We start from the raw sequence: 4,088 nt of genomic DNA, 5'->3' as shown, positions 1-4,088 counted from the left end.
TCATGAGTATATGCCTATCCTTGACTCTTTTTAGAGTACAGTTTGATAAGCAGTTACACAAAGTTAGTTACAGTCTCGCCTTATCACCAGACACTCAACCCAGAATTCTAATTTCGGATACAGTTGGGTTTATTAATAAATTACCGCACGATTTAATAGCTTCATTTCACTCCACATTAGAGGAAGCAAAAGACGCAACATTACTTTTATATGTTGTTGATGCAAGTGACCCCAGTTTTCGTTCCCAGCTAAAGGTGGTTGATAATGCATTACAGCAATTAAACCAAAATAGTCGTAAACAGTTGTTGTTAATGAATAAAGTTGATTGTTTAACGCAAGCGGATCAAGAAGCATTAAGTTGTGAATTTCCTGAGGCCTTGCAGATCTCAGCACGTAATTCCGATGATATCAGCCTAGTACACCAAGTTATTCAGGATTTTATCGGCAAGCAGATGTGTACAGCCTGTTTTAATATTCCTTATACCGCTAGCGGTATTATGGGCGAGATCCACAATAAGATGCAGGTAGTAGAAGAGGAGTACCATGAAAGTGGTATGAGGATAACGCTGAAAGCCAGCACGACCTCGTTAGAACGGTTAAATAAAATGTTGCAAAAACAGAGTTTTGACTAGTTTTTTTAGACTGAACTGTTTTCGTTTAAGTCAGTAGTTAAATTCGATAATTAAAAAGCACTCGTGAGTGCTTTTTAATTTAATCGAGTAATAAGCTAATGATATTAGCTCAAACGTTTTCCTGAACGCTTTAAACGCTCTAATTCTCGTTTTGCTTCTTCTTTCGCTTCTTTCTCTGCGAGCATTTTAGCAACTTCAGCTTTCTCGATTTCAGCCATTGCAGGTGTTTCAAGTGATAGTTGGCCTATTCTGCCTGCACGGAAATCATGAAGTAGCACTTCTGAGGCTTTGTGAAGATCGATTCTTCCACCTGGACGCAGTGCACCGCGGTTGCGGCCAATTGCCTCTAATAGCTCAATGTCAGTATCTGGCATCAGCTTGATCTTATAGCGTTCTGCAATCGCTTCAGGATAAGCGGTAAGAAAATACTCTGCAGCAAACATGGCTACATCTTCATATTCCATCGCGGTATCTTTAATCGCGCCGGTTACGGCCAAACGATAGCTACTTTTTTCGTTATCGACTTTAGGCCACAAAATACCCGGTGTGTCAGACAGTACAATACCATTACGTAAGTTAATACGTTGCTGGGTTTTGGTTACCGCAGGCTCGTTACCTGTTTTGGCAATCATTCTGCCAGCAAGTGTGTTGATGATGGTAGATTTACCGACGTTCGGGATCCCCATGATCATGGTGCGAATATCTTTTTCGATTTTGTCGCGACCGGGTACAAATTTACGACATAAATCGGGGATTTTTTTAACTTGTCCAGCCTGCAATGTGGTAATTGCCATTGCTCTTACCCCTTGCTCTTGCTCAAGGTATTCAATCCAAGCCTGAGTTGTCTCTGGATCGGCTAAGTCGGATTTATTCAGTAGTTTGATACATGGCTTATCACCACGCAGCGTTTGCACCATTGGGTTTTCACTACTGTAAGGGATCCTCGCATCAAGCACTTCTATCACCAAATCGACTTGAGGCATAACCTCTTCGATCTCTTTACGTGCTTTGTGCATGTGTCCTGGATACCACTGAATTGCCATGTGTGCGCTCTACTATCAAATTACATAATTAAGGGGATTTTACCTTGTAACGCTTAAGTTTAACAAACAAAAAGCGCCCTAAGGCGCTTATTGGGCTCTTATTGAATGCGAAAGCGGCTAAATAACACCTAATTCACGTAAACGTTCCATCAAATAACTGTCGGCGGTATATTTATCTGACAGCTTTACCTCAGGGTTGGGATGTAAAAATAGCGGTAAAGAAATTCGCGATTTTGTTTTATCCATGCCCTGTGGGTTAATCACTCGATGGCTGGTTGATGGAAAGTAGCCACCCGATGCTTCTTGCAGCATGTCGCCAATGTTAATGATCAAATTGCCAAAGTTGCTTGGCACATCGACCCATTCACCATCTTTGAGCTGTACTTGTAAGCCGGGTTCATTCGCTGCAGGTAGTACTGTGATTAGATCAATATCTTCATGAGCTGCGGCTCGAATCGCGCCAGGTTCTTCATTACCCGACATAGGTGGGTAATGCAGTACTCGCAGCAGTGTTTTTTGGCTATTTTCAATCATCTTTGGTAGTGCTATTGAAAACTTCTGTTTCACTTCGGCAGGAGAATGTCGTTCTATCCATTCTAATAGCTCAGAGGCTAGCGCATTAGCGTTATCGTAATACTTAAGAATATTTTCTTTTAGAGATTCTGGGATCCGCCCCCAAGGGTAGATATGAAAATATTCTTTGATATCTTTTACGCTGTGACCTTTGGCGGTTTCGGAGATCTCAGCCGGAAAGAATCCATCTTGTGTTTCAGGCTTAAACAGATATGCTTTTTTCTCTTCTGTATTAAAAAATGCGTGCCACTCTTGGTAAATATTCTCCACTAATTCTTTATCAACAGGGTGGTTGGTTAATACCCCAAACCCGGTTTCTCGTAGGGAAGATACAAATTGTTCTGCCGCGTCGTTTGCGCGGTAATCGATTGTTTTTAATGTCATCTTGATTCTTTTTATTATTAAACTCAATCCGAGTTTAACTAGGGTAAACGGTCGACGCAAACTTAAGTGATGTCGATCACACTGTTGATTGTTTAGGCTAACGAATAGTGTCGAATTATACTGGGATAATTGATTAATATTGAGTTAGTTATGGCTTAACACTCTTTGTTCATAATAATTAAAAAATGTTGAATACTTTTCCTGTATAAGCACTGCACTGGCGGCAAGTAACAATTTACGCTGAATGGAAACTTTAAGGATAGAAAAATAGCTCGACTAGGGGTCAAGCCTCTCAATAAACGTTAGAATTAAAGTCATCTTGAAAGCCTTTGTGCGCGTATAGGGTCTAATAACGGGCATGAGGGGTAACGTTTAAAGCCAGTTGGACATAAACCTCAGTGATGCATTGAGCGAAAGTCGATAGTTGAGCGGATTAGAGAGTGTAAAATGAGAAAACTAACAGAGTTCGAAAAGCATGTAATTGAAGATAAAGGCACTGAAAGGCCATTTAGTGGTGAATATAATCAACACACAGCTCAAGGGACCTATTGCTGTAAAAGATGTGATGCACCTTTATATCGCTCTGAGAGTAAGTTTAACGCCCACTGTGGTTGGCCTGCTTTTGATGACGAAATAGATGGGGCCGTTAAACGTAATATCGATGCGGATGGAATGCGAGTCGAAATCGTTTGTGCTGAGTGTGATGCTCATTTAGGGCATGTGTTTGAGGGGGAGTTACTCACGCCAAAGAATATCAGGCATTGTGTTAATTCAGTTTCAATGACGTTCAAATCAATCGATAACTCGCCTATAACTAAGCCTGAGTTACAACTTGCTACGTTGGGAGGAGGTTGTTTCTGGTGTATTGAGGCGGTATTTGCAGCCATTAAAGGCGTTAAAACGGTCACTTCTGGTTACGCTGGAGGCGATGGGCATGATGCTAACTATAAAGCGGTTTGTAGCGGTAACACTGCTCATGCTGAAGTTGTACAAATAGAGTTTGATCCAAACGAGGTGAGTTTTGAAAGTTTGCTTGAGGTGTTTTGGGTCAGTCATGATCCCACAAGCTTAAATCAACAAGGCAACGATGTTGGTCCTCAGTATCGTTCGGTGATCTTTATTCATAATGAACTGCAAGCCGAGCTGGCTAATAATATGATTGAAGACTTAACCAGAGTTGCTGCATGGCCAAATCCAATTGTGACTCAAGTGGTCGCTTACACAGGCTTTTTCGCTGCTGAAAATTATCACAACGATTACTTTGAATTACATGGTGAGCAGCCATATTGCCAGATGGTCATAAAACCTAAGGTGGATAAAGTCAAAGCACTGTTTGCAGACAAGCTTAAGTGACTTATACCGGGTTAGAAAATAAAAAAGACGAGGGTGTAACAGATTCTGTGTAACTGCAGTTTTAGTTAATATGTTTCACAAGTCTGTCTTCAAACTCAATAAT

Annotated in this window: 3 protein-coding genes and 1 pseudogene; 2 read left to right on the top strand and 2 right to left on the bottom strand. The window is 41.0% G+C overall.

What is annotated here, in order from left to right; genetic code table 11:
* Positions 1-632, top strand: a pseudogene (locus ACVBIO_RS21380) (hypothetical protein); the annotation flags it as partial.
* 104 nt (positions 633-736) lie between these two features.
* Here the strand turns inward: ACVBIO_RS21380 and ylqF are convergent.
* Both ylqF and ACVBIO_RS21370 read right to left on the bottom strand, forming a co-directional pair.
* Positions 737-1,675 carry a ribosome biogenesis GTPase YlqF gene (ylqF, locus tag ACVBIO_RS21375; RefSeq protein ID WP_447173408.1) on the bottom strand — a complete coding sequence of 313 codons (939 nt, stop codon included), beginning with the start codon at positions 1,673-1,675 and terminating at the stop codon, positions 737-739.
* Between the two features lie 117 nt (positions 1,676-1,792).
* A complete protein-coding gene (locus ACVBIO_RS21370; protein WP_447173407.1) occupies positions 1,793-2,632 on the bottom strand; it encodes an isopenicillin N synthase family dioxygenase in 840 nt (279 codons plus the stop codon).
* A 447-nt stretch (positions 2,633-3,079) separates the two neighbouring features.
* Here ACVBIO_RS21370 and ACVBIO_RS21365 point away from each other — a divergent pair, with 447 nt between their 5' ends.
* Positions 3,080-3,985, top strand: coding sequence for a bifunctional methionine sulfoxide reductase B/A protein (locus ACVBIO_RS21365; protein ID WP_447173406.1), 906 nt, complete (start codon positions 3,080-3,082; stop codon positions 3,983-3,985).
* Positions 3,986-4,088: the final 103 nt, after the last annotated feature.

It is taken from the genome of Shewanella sp. 0m-8 (assembly GCF_052977265.1).
This window is presented reverse-complemented; position numbering and strand designations above follow the sequence as displayed.

What these genes read in the sequence shown, in the direction of transcription:
- ylqF (WP_447173408.1), bottom strand. Translation starts at nt 1,675, where the DNA reads ATGGCAATTCAGTGGTATCCAGGACACATGCACAAAGCACGTAAAGAG.
- ACVBIO_RS21370 (WP_447173407.1), bottom strand. Translation starts at nt 2,632, where the DNA reads ATGACATTAAAAACAATCGATTACCGCGCAAACGACGCGGCAGAACAA.
- ACVBIO_RS21365 (WP_447173406.1), top strand. Translation starts at nt 3,080, where the DNA reads ATGAGAAAACTAACAGAGTTCGAAAAGCATGTAATTGAAGATAAAGGC.